The 17,836-nt window shown below is 58.6% G+C and carries 15 protein-coding genes; 8 read left to right on the top strand and 7 right to left on the bottom strand.

The window, feature by feature from the left end; translation table 11 throughout:
* Positions 1-6: 6 nt before the first annotated feature.
* Together yghX and aroC are read right to left on the bottom strand one after the other, a co-directional pair.
* The gene (yghX, locus tag B0E33_RS05635; RefSeq protein WP_031269684.1) at positions 7-894 is read right to left on the bottom strand and encodes a YghX family hydrolase; all 888 of its coding nucleotides are present in this window, start codon (positions 892-894) and stop codon (positions 7-9) included.
* A 140-nt stretch (positions 895-1,034) separates the two neighbouring features.
* Positions 1,035-2,120, bottom strand: a complete 1,086-nt coding sequence (aroC, locus tag B0E33_RS05640; RefSeq protein ID WP_023001871.1) for a chorismate synthase — start codon at positions 2,118-2,120, stop codon at positions 1,035-1,037.
* A gap of 312 nt (positions 2,121-2,432) precedes the next feature.
* Between aroC and B0E33_RS05645 the strand changes: the two genes are divergently transcribed.
* Positions 2,433-4,706, top strand: coding sequence for a putative bifunctional diguanylate cyclase/phosphodiesterase (locus B0E33_RS05645; protein ID WP_077290659.1), 2,274 nt, complete (start codon positions 2,433-2,435; stop codon positions 4,704-4,706).
* Here B0E33_RS05645 and B0E33_RS05650 read toward each other — a convergent pair.
* Complete coding sequence (locus B0E33_RS05650; RefSeq protein ID WP_208997767.1) at positions 4,697-5,881, bottom strand: DUF3095 domain-containing protein; 1,185 nt, start codon at positions 5,879-5,881, stop codon at positions 4,697-4,699. The two genes, B0E33_RS05645 and B0E33_RS05650, sit on opposite strands and share 10 nt — an antisense overlap.
* Positions 5,882-6,094: 213 nt before the next feature.
* Between B0E33_RS05650 and B0E33_RS05655 the strand changes: the two genes are divergently transcribed.
* The gene (locus tag B0E33_RS05655; protein ID WP_055658013.1) at positions 6,095-6,748 is read left to right on the top strand and encodes a hypothetical protein; all 654 of its coding nucleotides are present in this window, start codon (positions 6,095-6,097) and stop codon (positions 6,746-6,748) included.
* Positions 6,749-6,900: 152 nt separating this feature from the next.
* Here B0E33_RS05655 and B0E33_RS05660 read toward each other — a convergent pair whose 3' ends face one another.
* Entirely contained in the window at positions 6,901-7,545 is a 645-nt protein-coding gene (locus B0E33_RS05660; protein ID WP_077290660.1) for a histidine phosphatase family protein, read from the bottom strand.
* A gap of 87 nt (positions 7,546-7,632) precedes the next feature.
* Positions 7,633-8,451 carry an enoyl-ACP reductase FabI gene (fabI, locus tag B0E33_RS05665; RefSeq protein ID WP_023001876.1) on the bottom strand — a complete coding sequence of 273 codons (819 nt, stop codon included), beginning with the start codon at positions 8,449-8,451 and terminating at the stop codon, positions 7,633-7,635.
* Positions 8,452-8,620: 169 nt separating this feature from the next.
* Between fabI and B0E33_RS05670 the strand changes: the two genes are divergently transcribed.
* From B0E33_RS05670 to B0E33_RS05685, 4 genes are all read left to right on the top strand, one after another.
* Positions 8,621-10,033 carry an FAD-binding oxidoreductase gene (locus tag B0E33_RS05670; RefSeq protein ID WP_077290661.1) on the top strand — a complete coding sequence of 471 codons (1,413 nt, stop codon included), beginning with the start codon at positions 8,621-8,623 and terminating at the stop codon, positions 10,031-10,033.
* Between the two features lie 303 nt (positions 10,034-10,336).
* Entirely contained in the window at positions 10,337-11,617 is a 1,281-nt protein-coding gene (locus B0E33_RS05675) for a glycoside hydrolase family protein (protein WP_077290662.1), read from the top strand.
* 946 nt (positions 11,618-12,563) lie between these two features.
* Positions 12,564-14,027: a chromosomal replication initiator protein DnaA gene (gene dnaA / locus B0E33_RS05680; protein WP_075283338.1), complete on the top strand. Its 1,464-nt coding sequence runs from the start codon at positions 12,564-12,566 to the stop codon at positions 14,025-14,027.
* Positions 14,028-14,445: 418 nt separating this feature from the next.
* On the top strand, positions 14,446-14,877 hold the full coding sequence (locus B0E33_RS05685) for a glyoxalase superfamily protein (RefSeq protein ID WP_023001881.1): 432 nt from the start codon (positions 14,446-14,448) through the stop codon (positions 14,875-14,877).
* Positions 14,878-14,984: 107 nt separating this feature from the next.
* Here B0E33_RS05685 and B0E33_RS05690 read toward each other — a convergent pair whose 3' ends face one another.
* Together B0E33_RS05690 and B0E33_RS05695 are read right to left on the bottom strand one after the other, a co-directional pair.
* Complete coding sequence (locus B0E33_RS05690; protein WP_077290663.1) at positions 14,985-15,860, bottom strand: class I SAM-dependent DNA methyltransferase; 876 nt, start codon at positions 15,858-15,860, stop codon at positions 14,985-14,987.
* Positions 15,861-15,938: 78 nt separating this feature from the next.
* Positions 15,939-16,697 (bottom strand): SOS response-associated peptidase, encoded by a 759-nt coding sequence (locus tag B0E33_RS05695; protein WP_077290664.1) that lies wholly within the window; start codon positions 16,695-16,697, stop codon positions 15,939-15,941.
* Positions 16,698-16,811: 114 nt separating this feature from the next.
* Between B0E33_RS05695 and B0E33_RS05700 the strand changes: the two genes are divergently transcribed.
* Together B0E33_RS05700 and B0E33_RS05705 are read left to right on the top strand one after the other, a co-directional pair.
* Complete coding sequence (locus tag B0E33_RS05700) at positions 16,812-17,324, top strand: hypothetical protein (RefSeq protein ID WP_031269690.1); 513 nt, start codon at positions 16,812-16,814, stop codon at positions 17,322-17,324.
* A gap of 59 nt (positions 17,325-17,383) precedes the next feature.
* Positions 17,384-17,830: an NUDIX hydrolase gene (locus B0E33_RS05705; RefSeq protein ID WP_062490129.1), complete on the top strand. Its 447-nt coding sequence runs from the start codon at positions 17,384-17,386 to the stop codon at positions 17,828-17,830.
* Positions 17,831-17,836 lie beyond the last annotated feature (6 nt).

Consider the following 17,836-nt stretch of genomic DNA (forward strand, 5'->3'; position numbering starts at 1 on the left):
GCAACCCTACATCAGGTTTTCCTTGAAGAAGTCGACGGTTCTCTGCTCTGCGAGCTTTGCAGCCTCTTCGTCGTAGCGCGGTGTCGTATCGTTATGGAAGCCGTGGTTCACGCCCGGATACATATGCGCCACGTAGGTCTTGCCGTTGGCCTTCAGAGCTTCCTCATACGCCGGCCAGCCCGCATTGATACGCTCGTCCAGCTCGGCATATTGCAGCATCAGGGGCGCTTCGATCTTGGAGACATCCGCAGGATCCGGCTGACGTCCATAGAAAGGAACGCCCGCGGCAAGCTCCGGATAGGCGACCGCAATTGCATTGACCACACCGCCGCCGTAGCAGAAACCAACCGCCCCTACCTTGCCGGTGCTGTCGTCACTGTTGAGGAGATACTCGAAGCCGGCGAAGAAATCGTTCATCAGCTTGGTGCCATCGACCGTTCGCTGCAATTCGCGGCCCTGATCGTCACTGCCCGGATAACCGCCGACCGAGGTCAGTCCGTCCGGCGCCAGCGCCATGAACCCGGCCTTGCCGAGGCGGCGCGCGACATCCTCGATATACGGATTGAGACCTCGGTTCTCATGCACGACCAGCACCGCCGGCAGCTTGCCGGTCGCACCTGCGGGCTTCACCAGATAACCGTTGACCTCGCCATGGCCGTTTGGTGACGGGTAAGTGATGCGTTCGGTGACGATCCCCGCATCATCGGGAGCAACCTGTTGTGCCAGCGCATAATTGGGCGAAAGCTGATCCAGCAGCATGGCCGCCGTCAGTCCACCAACCGCGAATTTTGCTGCCCCGTTCATGAACTCGCGCTTGGTAATCTTTCCATGCGCGTAGAAATCATAAAGATCCAGAAGCTCCTGAGGAAAATCCTTTGCCGTCATACGGCGCACAGGCGTCATTTCATTCATGTCATTACTCCCTGAAATGCATGAGACGTCATGCTGGAGATAAAACTAGAGAGATGACGGGCAAGGTCCATGGCCCTTGCCTTCCGGAATTGTAACGAGTTGTAACGCTGCGAAGTTGCCCGTCAGCCGATCTGGCCGCGATGACGCAGGAAATGGTCCGCCAGAACGCAAGCCATCATCGCTTCGCCGACCGGCACTGCGCGAATGCCGACGCAAGGGTCATGCCGGCCCTTCGTCATGACGTTGACCTCTTCACCCTTGCTGGTGATCGACTTGCGCTCGGTGAGGATCGAAGACGTCGGCTTGACCGCGAACCGGACAACCAAGGGATCGCCGTTGGAGATCCCGCCCAGAATGCCGCCGGAATTGTTGCTCAGGAAGACGGGCCGGCCGACATCATCAAGGCGGATCTCGTCTGCATTGTCTTCACCGGTCAGGCTTGCGGCATCAAACCCGTTGCCGACCTCGACCCCCTTGACCGCATTGATCGACATCATCGCAGCAGCAAGATCCGTGTCCAGCTTGCCGTAGATCGGCGCGCCCCAACCCGCGGGGACACCTTCTGCAACGACTTCGATGACGGCACCGACGGAAGACCCGGCCTTGCGGATGCCGTCCAGATAGTCCGCCCAGAATGCGGCGGCCTTTGCGTCCGGAGAAAAGAAGGCGTTGTTGTCGACTTCCGCCCAGTCCCAGTTGGCCCGGTCGATCTTGTGCGGCCCAACCTGCACCAAAGCGCCGCGAACGGTTACGCCCTGCAGCACCTTGCGTGCGACGGCCCCGGCGGCAACGCGCATGGCGGTTTCGCGCGCCGAGGAACGTCCACCGCCGCGATAGTCGCGGATGCCGTATTTGGCGTCATAGGTGAAATCGGCATGGCCGGGACGGAACCGGTCCTTGATCTCCGAATAGTCCTTGGAGCGCTGGTCGGTGTTTTCGACAAACAGTGAAATCGGCGTCCCGGTCGTTTTCTGGATACCGTCCTCGTCAACCATGACGCCGGACAGGATCTTCACTTCATCCGGCTCGCGCCGCTGCGTGGTGAAGCGGGACTGGCCCGGCTTGCGCTTGTTCATGAAGCCCTGAATATCGGTCTCCGTCAGGGGAATGAGCGGCGGGCAGCCGTCCACCACGCAACCGATAGCGGGACCGTGGCTTTCGCCCCAGGTGGTAACCCGGAAAAGATGACCAAAACTGTTGTGCGACATGAACGGTGACCGAGGCTTGCAATTGAACTGTCAGGCGCCGAGCGATACGCCATCGCGCCCGCAAGCTCAAGCCCGCAGCCGGGAATACAGGTATTTTTGGCAAGTCCTTTCGTCCACCACCCTTGTCAAAATTAAAGGCAAGTAGATATCGAATGGAAGCTGGCGTCCTTGGCACGAGTTTCACGATGTCTTGAATTAACGACCTAGGAAATCGCGCGAACCGTTCGCAAAAATTCGACCCTTGATTTGCTAATCCTTAAACCTCTACCGTTATTACACGTTGGGATCTAATAAACACCAAGAGGCAAAACGTTGCGGATCAGGGGCTGGCTGACTGGACTGATCGTATTTCTGCTGGCACCCAGCCTGCTCTTTGCCTCACTCTGGTTTCATAATAAATTCGAGAAGGTCAACTCGATCGACCACAGCCTGGCCGGGCTGCACCTGATCGAGGCACTCGGGCCGCTGATGCAGGAGAAAGCGCTCACCGGCAAGATCAGGGAGACGCCGGTCCAACTGCGCGAACGCCTGGAAACACTCGGGGGAGATGAGCTTTCCGCCGACCTCGTTCAGCCGCTCGACACCTTCCTGAACGAAGGCAATATTCCGCTCGCGCTTCGGCAGGCCCGTATCCTCGCCTCGATGATCTCCCAGGTCACCAGGCTGAGTTCGACTTCATCCTTCGAGACCGCAAAACTTCCGCATCTGATCACCGACACCATGCCGACCGTCGTGATCGAATCCGCGATCATGGCAAGCAATGCGAAAAGCATTTCCAGCCGGGGCGAGATCAATGTCTGGGACAAGATGCTGATCCCCGTGCAGGGAGGCCAGTACAAGATTGCCGCCGACGGGGCGTCGCGGGACACGGTTGATTACTTTAACGACCTGACAGGTGAGCAAGCCGATCTCTTGCAAAAACAGGCGAGAGCCTTCCGGACAACGAACGTCGCCTTCCAGACCGCAGGCTCGAAACTGCTCTCTTCCACAATCACCGCCTCAAAGGGGGCGGATGTCATCGCCCTGCCCGTGGTGGAGATGCAGCCTGCCCTGGTCAGTGCCGCGTTCGACCTTTGGCAGTCCACCGTCGACTATCTCCTGATGGACCTGCAGAGGCAGCGATCCGAGACACTGTTTGCCGTTACACTTGCCGGACTTGTCGGCGGACTGGTCATTGTAGCGGCCTTTGCAATCGCCATTGCTCTGTCGCGCGCACTTGCCGACAGGACGCAGCAGGAATTTGAAAATCTCGGATTTCACGATCCCCTGACCGGACTGCCGAACCGCCGCGCCCTTCTCAATACGATACGCAACCTGCCACCGGCAGAGCCGGGAACGCGCACGGGTGCAATCCTGATCGATCTGCGCCAGTTCAAGAAGGTGAACGACCGGTTCGGGGACCACAACGGCGATTCACTTCTGCGCCAGGTGGCCGAACAGCTGACCCAGCACGCGGAACCGGAAGACTTCCTGTGCCGGACAGGCGGAACGGAGTTCCTGTTTCTACGTCCGCGCCTCAAGAAGGCGGCGCAGTTCGAGCAACTGGCTTTCACACTTCTCCAGGAGATTGCGACCGACCGGATCATCGGCAACAACAGGTCGGCCATCGAGGCGAATGCGGGCATCTTCATCAGCAGTCCGGGCGAGCAGGTCTTCGATCATCTGCTGACCGATGCGGCTCTGGCCCTGAGAGCGGCCAAGCAAAAGGGGCCGCGCAAGTTCGATCGCTTCACCCCGGCAATGCGCGCTGCCTTCGAGGAAAGCGACGAGATTGCCAAAGAGCTGCAGAATGCGCTCAAGAACGGCAATATCGTTGCCTGGTTCCAACCGCAGGTGAATATCCACACGGGCGAAGTTGTCGGCGCAGAAGCCCTCGCCCGGTGGATTGATGACGACGAGATCCGGTATCCAGGCGCTTTCCTGCCCGCCGCAATGGAAGTCGGGTATCTGGAGGAGATCGAGGAGGCCGTGCGCAGCCGGGCGCTGAAGTTTGCCGCCAGCCTGAGCGGCAAGACGAGGCCAGCCATACATCTGGGCCTGAACGTGACCGCCAGTCTGCTGACAAGCGCCAAGGCGGTGGATGCGCTCCACAGGCAGGTACTTGACCTGGGACTTCAGCCTGCAGATGTCAGCCTGGAAATCCTGGAAGCGGTGATGATCGACGAAATCACGGCCACCCCCATCAAGCAGAATATCGCCCGCCTCTCGGAACTGGGGTTCTTCATCGAATTGGATGACTTTGGAACCGGCCATTCAAGCATTTCGAGCCTGCGCGATCTGAAGGTTGACCGGGTCAAGATCGACAGGAGCTTCATTTCCGGCGTCGATGCCGATCCCGCCCTGCAGAAATTCACCAGTGCGCTGATTAATCTTGCCAAGAGCCTCGACATCAGTGTCCTTGCCGAAGGTGTGGAAACCGAAGCCGAGCGTGACTGGCTGAAACGCCACGGGTGCGACGTTATCCAGGGGTTCCTCATATCAAGGGCCGTTCCCGACAGCGACCTTGCGATGATGATCCTGAAACAGAATTTTGCACACCCGATGCCCGCCCTGGAACGACACGGCCCGCTGCGCAGTCAGGCCTGACCGACCGCCTTCGGCACCATGTTCGCCTGCCGTTTCTTGAATTCGGCAGCTGCCAGAGAAAACCCGCCGTCAGCCCCGTCGACGAAATGGATATGCCGGCTTTTGCCGATATCCTCGACAAAGCAGGTCATCAGAGCGGACGTGGACACATGCAGCCCGAACACCAGATCCCCGGCGGCATAGCCAGCTTTCAGATAGTCTTCGACCCCTGCAAACTGCTCCGGTGTCAGATCCAGCACGAGCTGCAGGCTGTCGCCGACCTTGCGATGGTCAGTGTTGAGGCCAAGTTCGGGAAAGTATCGTTTCGGGTCAAAAGGGCCGATGCGCCAGCCCGTGTGATAGCTGATGACGAAGACCATCGCCTCCAGCAACGCCTTTGCCCATCCGCGGAAGTCTTTTCCAGGTGATCCCAGGCGCACCTCATGACGCGTACCGGTTGGGGGAAAGCGAAAACGAAGACGCGTCTTGTCCGCCAGTCTCATCCGGCTGTCATCCCTCGAGGGATCATAGCCGAGTTTATCGGCCAGCCCCCGCAGGACATCCTGCATCGGAATACGTCCGGTCGGCTTGACGATCAGGGAAACGATGTGTCCGTTTCGTGAAGGAAGCGGTTCCCATCTGCAGGAAAGCCCGTCGAGCGGCGGTAACGCGGCATCGGGGAGAGAGATCTCAAACGGCCGCGCTTTTTCCGGATCTTTCAAAATATTGTCCGCGACGGCCAGGCCATCCCCAAGGATCATGGCCAGGTGATTGCCCGGGCTGAGCTGGTACTTGCGCACGCGGACGTCGCCCCCAAGATCCCGCAGATGAGCGACCGGAATTGCAGCGGCGCGCAGCTCCAGTTCCATGACCTGGCGCGCCAGACCGACAACGCCGGCCAGCGTGTCGCTGGCTGCCTCGACATCGTGTTCGGACACGACCAGCATCGCGCCATCTCCGCCGAAGACAAACGGTACACGGTCGCTGCCGATCCGGTTCAACACCGCGGCGATCACCGCGGCGCCAACCATGTTGACTTCCTTGTACCGGCCCTGTGCGACCGCATCGCTGGAGCGAACTATGTCGGCAGCAAGAACGTACCAGTCGTCCGGCACCGGCCGGTAATCGGCCAGATCCCCGACCGTGCTGAAATCTGAAAAGCTTGGCAGTTCGCTATAAAATTCATTGGCGGACACGGCACCTGACCCGGATTGTATCCAGGTTCCCTCGCAATCGCTGTAAACATCTACGCCGCAGCTGCTTCGCCCGATCACCGTCACTGGACAAACCCGAGGCACGGATGGTCGGGGGTTCCTTTGCAGTGCCCAAGGTCACACGTAAAGCGGCCTTCACATGCGTACATTTCGAACAGCAAACGCTCATGGCCCGTTGTACCAGAGGAAACCGAAATGACGTATTCAAGAACCGCTTTCGATCAGGATCTACTGACACTTTCCTACAATCACTATGAGCTGAACGAACTGAGGCAGAACCCCTGGGAGACCAACCGAACCCAATTTGAATCACCTGGAGATGCAAACAGCAAGATCAGCCTGTCACACATATCAAGACACACCGCGTGGGCCGTCTATGACAAGGTCGCCCGTTCCGGTGGCGAGATGTATGTCGGGAGACTGGCGCAGACCCAACAGCTTTACCGGCGCTTCAACCTGGAAGACCCGACGCATTTCAACCTGACCCCCGGTCTTCCGATCAATGTCCAGAAGCTTGCCCGCTGGTCGGTGTGCATCAACGACTGCTGGATCCTGGGGGCGATTCACACCCATAAGAAATTCTGCCTCGTTACCAAGATCCGCAATCCGGGTGAAATTTACGATTACGGACGCGGCTTCTTCATCGTGACAGGGCGTGAGCTTTATGGCCTGAGCAAGTTCGGCTATGAGCCGGAACGGGAATGGGGAAGTGTGATGACCTTTGTCTGCACCAACAAGCAGAAGGCCGACCGTGCGACGCTCACGAATTACGCCACCCTCATGGGGCAAGCCGCCAATAGCGTTGTCGCAAAAGCGAAGATTTCCCTGTATGCCCAGGGTATCTACTGAGCCAATTGAGGAATGCCGCAGGTCTTTGATATGGCGGATTGGTTCCGGCTTATTCTATGGATTGATTGGCGATTCCCGCAGACGGAACTTTCCCGCATGCTGATCTGCAACAGCTTGTCGCAAGCTACAATCGAACGCCGATAAGGGGGCAGTCAAACGATCTCGAAAGCGCCCTTACGCCAGACAAAGACCTTGTCCTGCGGCACATCCAGCTTGGGAACGGAAACCGTGTCCAGCCCTTCCAGCAAGCCGCGCAGAACCCGGAAGACACCGCCATGCGACACGACGACTGAAGGCCGATCAACGGTCACCAGCCAGCGCCCGATGCGCTCGGCCAACATCTTGTAGCTTTCGCCCTTGGGGGGAACGAAGCCCCACTTGTCGGCGCGGCGCTGCAGGATCAGATCCTGCTCTTCCTCTGCCAGTTCTTCCAGCGTGAAGCCTTCCCAGTCGCCGAAGGTGATCTCCTTGAGCTGGTCTTCAAGGCGGTAGGCCTCCACCGGAAGGTTCATGGACTGGCGCAGCAACTCCATTGTCGAGCGCGTGCGATGGAGCGGTGAGGATACGAAATCCAGACCGGCGGGATCGATCATCTCCTGCTCCAGAAACGCTTTGAGACGCTTGCCATTGCCGCTGGCCTGGCCGCGCCCCGTGTCGTTCAGCGGAATGTCCCTTTGCCCCTGCATGCGCCCTTCGAAGTTCCAGTCCGTCTGGCCATGGCGGACAAAGATCAGGAACTCCGGATCGTGCAGCCTGGGCAGCAGGTCGGATTTCGGGGTACTCAGCACAGATGTCATTTCAGTTTCCGGAATGCGGGATCACCCCTGGCGGGCGGCGCCGGACAATATGAAAATGGCCGGTGCGAAACCGGCCATTCGAAACGGTCAATCCTTGACGACGGAAATGTCCGGAGCGTCCACCGCCTTCATGCCGACAATGTTGTAGCCGCAGTCGACGTGCTGGATCTCGCCGGTAACACCACGGCCGAGGTCTGACACCAGGAACAACGCGCTGTCGCCGACTTCCTCGATCGTCACCGTGCGGCGCAGAGGCGAGTTGTATTCGTTCCACTTCAGAATGTAGCGGAAGTCGCCGATACCGGAGGCAGCCAGGGTCTTGATCGGTCCGGCGGAAATCGCGTTGACGCGAATGTTCTGCGGGCCGAGGTCCATCGCCAGATACTTTACGCTGGTTTCCAGCGCGGCCTTGGCAACGCCCATGACATTATAATGCGGCATAACCTTCTCGGCGCCGTAATAGGTCAGCGTCAGAATGGAGCCGCCGTCGGGCATCAGCTTCTCGGCGCGCTGGGTGACAGCCGTCAGCGAGTAGCAGGAAATGTCCATGGTGCGGGCGAAGTTATCGGAAGACGTATCGACGAAACGGCCGGTCAATTCGGATTTGTCGGAGAAGGCAACGGCATGGACGAGAAAATCGATCTTGCCCCATTTGTCTTCCAGCGTCTTGAAGACCGCATCGATGGAAGCGCCATCGGTCACGTCGCAATGGCCGACAACAATGGCGTTCAACTGGTCTGCCAGTGGCTCCACGCGCTTCTTCAACGCATCACCCTGGTAGGTCAGAGCCAGTTCAGCTCCCGCGTCGGCCAGTGCTTTGGCAATGCCCCAGGCAATTGACTTGTTGTTCGCCACACCCATGATCAGGCCGCGTTTGCCATTCATCAGTCCGCGCGTTTCCGCCATCGTCGTCTCCGAAAGAATTCCAATACCACCCCAGCGGGCTGGCTTCCTATGGCACAAGGGGTTTGTTCCTTCAAGAGACACGGTGACGGAATGAACCGTCGACGTCAGCGCTTTCAGACACTATGTTGGCGCCCGAATTTTACTGTCAAACTTCACGAGGACCCCGCTCATGGAGCGTACTGCCCATGCCGACCGCTTCGCCGAGATGATCGGCGCAGCCAACGTTCTGACAAGTCCGGACGACCAGGCTCCCTACCTCACCGAATGGCGCGACCTGTATCAGGGCGTCACTCTCATGGTGCTGCGCCCGGGCAGCACCGAAGAGGTGAGCGCCGTCATGACCTATGCGTATCAGAACGATCTCAAGGTCGTGCCGCAAGGCGGCAACACCGGCCTTGTCGGTGGCCAGATTCCGCAGGAAACCGGGGATGAAATCGTCCTTTCACTGTCACGCCTCAACAAGGTTCGTGCGGTAGATCCGGCCGGCTTCACCATTACGGCCGAGGCCGGTGTGGTGCTGGAGACGCTTCAGAATGAAGCTGAAAACGTCGACCGGTTGTTCCCGCTTGCGCTCGGGGCTCAGGGCTCCTGCCAGATCGGCGGCAACATTTCCACGAACGCGGGCGGCACCGCCGTTCTGGCCTATGGCAACACGCGCGATCTGGTTCTGGGCCTCGAGGTGGTGCTGCCGACAGGGGAGATCTGGAACGGTCTCAGAACCCTGCGCAAGGACAATACCGGTTATGATTTGAAACAATTATTTATCGGTGGTGAAGGTACTCTGGGCATCATTACAGCCGCAGCGCTGAAACTTTTCCCCAGGCCCAAGAAGCTGGAGGCCGCTTTTGTCGGCCTGCCGGACCCGCACGCCGCCCTCAAGCTGTTCACCCTTGCCAAGGCACAGGCCGGACCGGTTCTGACCGGCTTTGAAATCATGCCGCGCGTTGGCGTCGAATTCTGCCTGCGCCACCTGGAAGGCGCACGAGACCCGCTCGAGGGCGAACATGCCTGGTACGTGCTGATGGAGCTGTCCAGTGGTTCTGAAGCTTTTCCGGTGCGGGACCTGATGGAGAGCATTCTCGGCGAAGCATTTGAAGAAGGCCTGGTGGAAGACGCCGCCTTTGCCCAGAACCTGACCCAGGTTCAGGATTTCTGGCACATCCGCCACGGCATGTCGGAAGTGCAGAAGCCCGAGGGTGGCTCGATCAAGCATGACGTTTCCGTGCCGGTTGCCTCGATCCCGGACTTCCTGGACAAGGCCATGGCCGCGGTAGAGGACTTCGTGCCCGGATGCCGGCCTGTTCCGTTCGGTCATATCGGCGACGGCAACATCCACTTCAATGTCAGCCAGCCGGTGGGCGCCGACAAGGAAGACTACCTGGCGAAATGGGATGAGATGAACACCATTGTTCATGGCATCGTCGGCGAGTTCGGCGGCAGCATCTCCGCGGAGCACGGCATCGGCCGCCTCAAGCGCGATCTCCTGAAGGACGTCAAGCAGGGTATCGAGCTGGATCTCATGAAGCGGATCAAGGACGCATTCGACCCCAAGGGACTGTTGAACCCGGGCCGCGTCCTCTAGGGCGCTTCGCCTGCTCTTGAAGGCAGACTTTGCGTCCGCAGGTTTGAAAGCCGGTCATCGGCAGATTTCGACAAACAAGAAGTGCCGGTGCCAAAAGCGCCGGCATTTTTTTGCTGTCCGAACCTCTCAAGTCAAAGCGGCTTTGCCAGCGTGGTCTGCATTCCAAATCCGCTTCAATGAGGGATGTATTCTTAAAGCTTTATTCAGCACTCTTTGGTTGCATTATTGTGAGATTGCACGAAAAAGTATCTCATTTCTGAGCGCAAGACTTCCGCAAAAACCCTTTATTTCAGGCGACCCACCATGACGACAACCAAATGGACATGTTCCGTCGACAGCAATGGAACCGCAAATCTTTACTGCGAACTCACCGAAGACGGACAACAGCCCACGACCGAGAAGGTCAAATTGAAAGGGGTCTGCTATTCCCCGGCCCCGATCAACGGTTCCAACTCCTATGCCCCCGCCCTGGGTGACTGGTATTGGGACGACTTCGAAGCAGGCTCCACTTTCATTTCCAGCTGGTCACCCTTGCTGTCCCGCGACTTCCCCAATTTCAGGAACCTCCACAACAATGCACTGCGGGTCTACTGCATGCTGTCACGGCAACTGGAAGGCAACGGAACCTTCCCTTCCCCCTGGGACAACGGCCACTACTTCACGCATAAGAACTTTCTGGACCTGGCCTGGGACAAGTCTGCTCCGCCAGAAGCAAAGATGCGCCGGTCCGTCCTGGTCGGCGTCCCCCTGCCTGCCACGATGTTCTGGAAGACCCAATACGACCAGGCCTCACAGGTAGAGATCGACTACTGGACGAATGTCCTGCGGGAGACCGTCAGATCCGTAGCAGATCATCCGGCGGTGATGGGGTTCACCATTCAGAACGAACAGGACGGCGCCGACGTTTGCTACAACAATCCGGAATGGGCCACTTTCTGGTGGGGCCAGGTGGAGAAAATGGCAGCCATCGTCAAGGAAGAAGCTCCTGGCAAGCTGGCCGGCATGGCCACCCACGACGACCCGAACATTCCCCTGAAGGCGTCCTCCTACATGGAGAACTGCCCGAGCATCGACTTCTGGGGCGTCAACACCTACCAGACCGAGACCTTTGAAAGCATCTTCAAGGACTACGGCAGCCTGCCGCCAAAGGCGTTAAAACCCGTTCTCTTCACCGAGTGGGGCATGCCGGCAACCAGTCACCGGGACCCGAACAACCCCGGGACCATTTATGCCGACGATCAGACCTGCAGCAAGGCGGCGCAAGTTGCGCAGAAAATGCTGCCTCAGGCCTTTGCTCATCCGCTTTGTATTGGGCTTTACTACTTCGAATATTGCGATGAACTGTGGAACCAGCCTGAAGCCCCCAACATCTACACCTGGTGGGGCGGCCCGCCTGCGCCCGGTTTTCCCAACGGGTACTGGGACAACGACGGCTTTGGCCTCGTTTCGGTGCAACGGGGTCAAGGCCTGCCCAACGACGCGCCCATCTGGGCGAACACCGGCCCAAAGTTTCCGATAGATGTGCACACGAACAGAAACAATCTGTTCTCGACTGTTGCGAATGTTTTCAAGACGACAACTTGAGCTGACAAGCTGCGGAGCCGGCGCACCCCAAGCCGGTTTCGCCACGTCGGCGTAGCCGAACTTCGTGATTTACTGATCTCTACTTGGAAGGCGCCAGGTCTCAGCTATGTAAAAGCACCTAGTGCTGGGGAAGCCTGCCCCGCCCGCAACAGCCTCAAGGGATCAATTGTCAAAACTGGCAGGTCGCCGAAGTTTCTTCGGTGCTGGGGATAAGGTTCGTTCGATCTGCCAAATACGATGCCCCATCAACGTATGCATTGATACGGCCAGGATCCTGATCTGTCAGCAGTTTACGGGAACGGCAACCAGGCCCGGGTTCTGGTTTTGCCGGTCATAAAGCCTGTTTTCAGGCGCCCCATTTTCCCCAGCTTCCACCACCATACGGACCTGCCAGACCGGTTAGGTGGGACGTTAGCCGATTCAGTGACCATGTGACGGGTGAACCGGCGCGTACGCACCCCTGTCATAAACGACATGATCTTTCGATTTAAGCCGGCTTTTTCCTTGGCTAAACTTCTTAATTTGACAGCGTCCTTTTGAAAACTCGCAGAAAAAATCCTGAAAAGTTAAATTTTTCCTAAAATCGTCTTCAAGCTCACAGGCAGAGCGGAAACAGCAACAGGAGAACAACTGGGTCGGGACTTGCGGCATGTCCTGACGATGACGAAACGCAAGATTCGCTATGTAAAATTTACATGCGCAGCGCCCGTCATCTACAAAAATTACAATATGAAACGTCTATGACCTCATAAAAATAAGCTATTTGTAAATATGGTAAGCAAAAGGTTAATGGTGTTTCATAGGCGCTAATAAGCCATCCGGTCTGGAGACCCAAAATGGGCAAAAGACCTAACGAAAGAAACGGGCAGCGAGGCGGAACGTCGTTGCTCATAGACAGTGCACAGGGGGGGAGCGGTTCCAAACGGTCCCTCCAATGGAGGCCACAATGCAGGTTCAGAACTTAGCTGGTTCGGATCAATGGGATCGTGTGAAAAAGGAACTGAGAAACGAGCTCGGTGACGATGTATTTTCCAACTGGTTCGGCAGAGTAAAACACGAAGAAACCACGGGCGATGCAGTCCGCCTGTCGGTGCCCACCCGCTTCCTGAAAAACTGGATCCAGAACAACTACGAGAAGCAGCTCGTCGGCCTCTGGAAACGCGAGCAGGACGATATCAACCGTATCGAGCTGACCGTTCGCGGTGCTCTGCGTCCTCGTCAACTCAATGTCGGTCTTGCCCCCAAGGCGATCTCCGCCCGGCGGATCAGCGGCCGTCCCGGCCCCTTCAGCAGCACGCCTCAATTCGGCGCGTCCCATGGCATGTCGGTCATTCCGTGCCTTGCGGACAGCAACGAGGATGCGGCGGCGGATTTCCTGAACGGTGCGTCTCTCAATCCGAAGCTGACCTTCGACACCTTTGCCGAAGGCGCCTCGAACAGCCTTGCCTGTGCCGCCGTGCGCCAGATGGCTGCCGGCCACCAGGGCACGCTGGACTTGCTCTATATCCATTCGTCCACCGGCATCGGCAAAACCCACCTGCTGCAGGCAGCGGCGGCCGAAGCTCGCAAGACGGGACGGCAGGTTGCCTATCTGTCGGCTGAATTCTTCATGTACCACCTGGTGCCTGCTCTCAGAACGCCGGCCTTCCCGGTGCTGCGCCAGGCAATGCGCTCCATCGACCTGCTCCTAGTTGACGATCTCCAGTTCCTGCATGGCAAGCAGGCCGCGGACGAGTTCAGCAAGACGCTGGAACTGCTCATGGAGTCGCCGACCCAGATCATCATGGCAGCCGACCGCTCGCCTGAAGACCTCGATACGCTTGGCGATGCGCTGCGCTACCGGATCCAGAAAGGTGAAGTCGTCGGCATCCAGTCAACCGATTATGCGCTGCGCCACGATATCCTGAAGAAGCGGATCACCGCAGCGCGTCGCACACATCCGGGCTTCTCCGTTCCCGAAGATGTAGCCGACTACATCGCGCGCTACGTGATCGCTTCGGCCCGCGACCTGGAAGGCGCTCTCAATCGCCTGTTCGCTCACAACCAGCTGACAAAACAGCCGGTGACGATGGACCTGGCGGAAAAGACCCTGCACGACCTGGTGCGGATCGGCGAGCCGCGCTCCATCAAGGTGGAAGAGATCCAGCAGGTGGTGTGCAAGCATTTCAGCGTTACCAAGGCGGATCTCCTGTCGTCGTGCCGGGCGCGCACATTGGTCCGTCCGCGCCAGATCGCGATGTATATCGCCAAGGTGATGACCGGACGCTCACTGCCGGAAATCGGCCGGCGGTTCGGCAACCGTGATCACACCACCGTGTTGCATGCGGTCCGCAAGATCGAGGACATGGTGTCCAAGGACAAGGCCCTTGCACAGGAAGTCGAACTCCTGAAGCGGCTGGTCCACGCCTGATCTGTTTCCGGGGACACCCCTCCCTCGGAAAACCTGCGGCGGCGGGCTTGCCCGTCTCCGCGATTGCCCTGCCCCCAATTCAGGGCAATCACCCTTCTGCGTCCGACGGGGCGCGGTCGAACTCAGGCGGCAAGAACCGCCGGGTGTTTCATCTTAACCTCCCTCTCCTTGAAGCCGCGCCAGCGGCTTTCTTTTTGCCGCGTTGACAGACCTGGAACCGGGGCGTATGCCTTGCGCCGGTTTGAGGGAACCGGCCGCCCGCAGGCTTCGGCCATGGTGAATTCCCTTGCGCAAGTCATCTTGCAACTTTGATCGACCTTCACGAGACAGTGCAGGCTGATGGCAACGCGGGCCCCATGACGGGTCGCCGCCAATTGGCGAACACCTTACCGCCTGCCTTTCTTGGAAAGGTAATCCCATGACGCTGCCCAGCGTTGCCAATCTCAAAGCACAGGCCAAGCGCCTGCGCGCCGCGCTAGCTGCCAAGGGGCAGGATATCTCCCACAGCCAGGCGCTCGAACTCCTGTCCGCCCAATACGGCTTCAAGGACTGGAACACCGTATCCGCGACAGCCGCCAGACCAAACCAGATGCAGTTTGCCGTCGGCAACCGTGTCTCGGGCACCTATATGAAGCAGCCTTTCGAAGGAGAGGTGCTGTCGCTGACACGGGTTGGTCCGGCAGGCCAATACCGGGTGACCATCAAGTTCGACACGCCCGTGGATGTGGTCACCTTCGACAGTTTTTCTGCTTTTCGCAGTCGGGTCGTCGTTCTGATCAACGGTGACGGTGTCGCCGTCAAGCGAACGTCCGACGGTGAACCCTATCTGCGCATGCAAAGGGCTGACTAGCGGAAAGGCGATAGTCTGCCGTGCCATCGGCCACGATGGAACGGCAGATGATCCCTGGCCTTCCCGTTGAATATCGAACCGAAGAAATGCTCTTCAGCGCATGGGCTCTAGCGCAGCCGCGCAATCACAAGGTGCCCGGGGACAGGGTCTCCGTCCTCGAGACGAACGGTGATGGGGTCCATTGCGAGAATGTCGAAGCCCGCCGCATCCAGAGATGAGCGAATATAGCCTTCCCCTTGCGCAAACCGGCTTTTCGGCCCGACCATGTAGGGACGCCCTTCAAGTGCTTCTTCAGACAGGGTCTCGGTGGAGAAAGCCAGGTAACCGCGCGGTTTCAGACGGTCAACTGCACCGGCAAGAAATGGTTCAACCGCCCCCAGATAGGGAAACACGTCGGTTGCCGCGATCATGTCCCAGCCGGGACGAGAGCCATCGTCTTCCTCGAACTCCTCAAGGAATGCGACGGCCTCGCCCACATAAAGGTCGTCATAGACTTCCCGGTCATAGGCAAGTTCAACGATCCGCTCGGAGAGATCGACGCCGGTCCGGTGGCCCGTGCAATCGGCAAGAGCCATACCTGTAAGGCCCGTGCCGCAGCCGAGGTCGAGCAATCGATCGAATGGGCCAATCTCAAGCTTCTGGACGAGATCGCGAACCAGCAGAGGCACGCAGTAACCAAGCTCATCGACCAGAATGTCGTCGAACACATCTGCGTGCTGATCGAATAGGGTCGCGACATAGGCATCCGGCATTTTCTGAGGGGCGGCTTCCGCGCCGATTGCCGCCAGACGAATGCTGACGCCGCCCGGGTCGTCCGGATCCAGCGCAAAGGCTTCGCGATAGGCCTGCGCGGCACCTGCCAGATCGCCCGATTTCTGCAGGGCGAGACCTCGATTATAGGCTTCGGCCAACGCTTCGTTCTCCGATGCGTCCTCTTCCAAGGCCTCGTCTAGCTCAAATTCAGGCGTGTCGTCGTTGCTCATGATCCATCCTTGCGGCTGAGCCCCTGCCCTACAGCCATGAGCCGACTTTTGCACGGCAATTCTGATGCCTGCGACGGTTCAGAACAGATCGAGCTGGTTCTTGTCCTCCTGCGATTTCTCCGCAGCTGACGGCTTGGCAACCTTTTTCAAGGGCACCGACATTTCCTCCGGCGATATCTCGCGCTGCACATCAGCATCGTCATTGACCACCTTGTTCACCCGGTTGGAAACCGGCGTCGCGACCAGAAAATCGTCTTCTACCGGCTGCAGCAGCTTTTCGGCTTCACGCCTGTCGACGTTGGCAACATCCAGCCACGTTCCGAAATCTTCCCGTTTCAGGATCACCGGCATCCGGTGATGGATCGCAGACATCATCCGGTTGGACTGGATCGTCAGGATTGCGCCTGTGTCGATGTCACCGCCATCGGGATCCGACCAGGTTTCCCAAAGGCCGGCAAAGCCCATGACGTCGCCCTTCGCCGGACGGATCCAGAAAGGCTGCTTGCCTTCCGGCGTGCGACGCCACTCGTAAAAGCCGGACGCCGGCACGAGGCACCTGTGATGACGCATGGCATTGCGGAACGACGGTTTTTGCGACGCTGTTTCCGCCCGGGCATTGATCAGAAGTGTGAAGCTTGCCGGGTCCTTGACCCAGGGCGGCATCAAGCCCCAACGCACAAGATGAAAGCGGCGTGTGCCGTCGAGCGTCTGCCGCACGATGGCCAGCGGCTGGGTTGGCGCAATGTTGTATCGCGGCGGAAAATTGGGCTGATCGACATAGTCGAAGAAGCTGCGCACAGCGTCCGGTGGTGTCGTCAGAGCCAGGCGGCCGCACATCGTTTTTCTCCGGTTGGGGCCCCTGAAGCGGGGCAAACAGGGTTCCGCCAAGTTAGGCAATTGGAAATAAAAAAGAAGTACCGTAGGCCCCAAGTCAATAACAGGGGGACCGGTATGGAATGTTTGCATCCAGTTTTGGGCGCCGGGGAGCTGGCAGCCGAAAGGCTGGAACAGGCAAACATTAATCCCCAAACCGGTTTGGCGACCGATTATCTCAATCATTTCAATGAAGTCATGATGCTTCTGGAAATGCTGCCGGATATGCCGGATTGCGCCGAAGATGTTCTGGAGTGGGAGCCGCTCGACTATGAGGGCCATTTCGAGAACTCGAGTTTCAAGGACAAGAACCTGGCCATCATGGCCTATCATGCCGCCCCGAACTTCTTGCGCGAACACCTGGAAAAACAGGTTGCGGGCATAAACAGGCTCGTGGGCAAGATTCAGGACCAGCTGCGCGAGACACCGGATCCCGCAATGATTGCGACTGACATTGCCGACCGGGCCACGAACGAAATCAAGCCGCTAATAGCCGTTGCCGGCGCCGTCATCCACGGCCATGTGGAACCCGAAGCGACGCAGCACGAAGGCGAAGGCGCACAGGCGGAAATCGACGCTCTGTTCGCATAAGGCCTGACGGCTTATTGTGCCCGGGCAGAATCAGCCGTCTTTCCGTCCGCCGAGGTTCCATGTCCAGGTTCTATCCGGAAGCGCCACGCGCCAGTGTCAGTGTCCTGTGCCATCGTGATGGCCGTGCCCTGCTGGTGAAGCGCGGCAGGCCTCCTTTCAAGGATCACTGGAGTTTGCCTGGTGGAGTGATCGAGCTTGGGGAGACCCTTCAGGAAGCGGCCGCGCGTGAACTGCTGGAGGAAACCGGTGTCACTGCCGCGATCAGCGAGCCTGTCGAGACCTTCGATTCCATCCAGAGAGATGATGACGGCCGTGTCGTCACTCACTTCATCCTGACTGTCTTTTGTGGGCCTTATGTATCGGGAACTGCAGTTGCCGCCGATGATGCCGCGGCGCTCGACTGGGTCGGCCTGGAAGATCTCGACGGGCTGTTGACCACACCCGGTACGCCGGACCGCATTCGGCGGCACCTGGCTATCCCTTCAGCCAAGCAACCAGACCTCTAATCTTTG

This window comes from Roseibium algicola (assembly GCF_001999245.1).
GTDB lineage: Bacteria > Pseudomonadota > Alphaproteobacteria > Rhizobiales > Stappiaceae > Roseibium > Roseibium algicola.

Coding starts and splice junctions, on each gene's coding strand:
- aroC (WP_023001871.1), bottom strand. CDS start 2,120: ATGTCGCACAACAGTTTTGGTCATCTTTTCCGGGTTACCACCTGGGGC.
- B0E33_RS05655 (WP_055658013.1), top strand. CDS start 6,095: ATGACGTATTCAAGAACCGCTTTCGATCAGGATCTACTGACACTTTCC.
- B0E33_RS05660 (WP_077290660.1), bottom strand. CDS start 7,545: ATGACATCTGTGCTGAGTACCCCGAAATCCGACCTGCTGCCCAGGCTG.
- fabI (WP_023001876.1), bottom strand. CDS start 8,451: ATGGCGGAAACGCGCGGACTGATGAATGGCAAACGCGGCCTGATCATG.
- B0E33_RS05670 (WP_077290661.1), top strand. CDS start 8,621: ATGGAGCGTACTGCCCATGCCGACCGCTTCGCCGAGATGATCGGCGCA.
- B0E33_RS05675 (WP_077290662.1), top strand. CDS start 10,337: ATGACGACAACCAAATGGACATGTTCCGTCGACAGCAATGGAACCGCA.
- dnaA (WP_075283338.1), top strand. CDS start 12,564: ATGCAGGTTCAGAACTTAGCTGGTTCGGATCAATGGGATCGTGTGAAA.
- B0E33_RS05685 (WP_023001881.1), top strand. CDS start 14,446: ATGACGCTGCCCAGCGTTGCCAATCTCAAAGCACAGGCCAAGCGCCTG.
- B0E33_RS05690 (WP_077290663.1), bottom strand. CDS start 15,860: ATGAGCAACGACGACACGCCTGAATTTGAGCTAGACGAGGCCTTGGAA.
- B0E33_RS05695 (WP_077290664.1), bottom strand. CDS start 16,697: ATGTGCGGCCGCCTGGCTCTGACGACACCACCGGACGCTGTGCGCAGC.
- B0E33_RS05700 (WP_031269690.1), top strand. CDS start 16,812: ATGGAATGTTTGCATCCAGTTTTGGGCGCCGGGGAGCTGGCAGCCGAA.
- B0E33_RS05705 (WP_062490129.1), top strand. CDS start 17,384: ATGTCCAGGTTCTATCCGGAAGCGCCACGCGCCAGTGTCAGTGTCCTG.